This is a genomic window from Bremerella sp. JC817 (genome assembly GCF_040718835.1).
Taxonomy (GTDB): Bacteria; Planctomycetota; Planctomycetia; order Pirellulales; family Pirellulaceae; genus Bremerella.
Genome location: NZ_JBFEFG010000124.1, coordinates 1 through 413, shown reverse-complemented (window position 1 = coordinate 413; position 413 = coordinate 1). Strand labels below are relative to the sequence as shown.

Annotated in this window: 1 pseudogene; it reads left to right on the top strand. The window is 68.5% G+C overall.

Annotation, left to right across the window (positions count from 1 at the left end):
* A pseudogene (locus tag AB1L30_RS00565) lies at positions 1 to 413 on the top strand (hypothetical protein); the annotation flags it as partial.

Here is a 413-nt window from a genome sequence, read left to right as displayed (position 1 = left end):
AAATGGCTACTCGTTCATCAGTACCATTCGCGACGCCTTCTCCCCCGACCGCGCCGAGCCGGTCCGCGTCGAGTTCTTCGGCGACGACGTCGAGTCGATCCGCCCCTTCGACCCCGAATCCCAGCGCTCGCTCGGCACGCTCGACGCCGTCTCACTCACCGCCCCCGTCGCCTCGGCCGATCACTCCCCCGACGCCCTCGGCCATCTCGCCGATTACCTCCCCGAAGGCTCGTGGGTCGCCCTCGTCGAGCCGGACGACCTGAAAGAGCAGGGGGGGCACTACCTCGGCCGGGTCGAGAATCGCCGCGGCCTGTTCACCGTCAACGGCACCTTCAAGCGCCTCACCGAACGGCCTTCGATTGCCCTCTCGGAGCGGTCGTCCGCGACCGCCGGATGCAATCTGCCACAGGCCC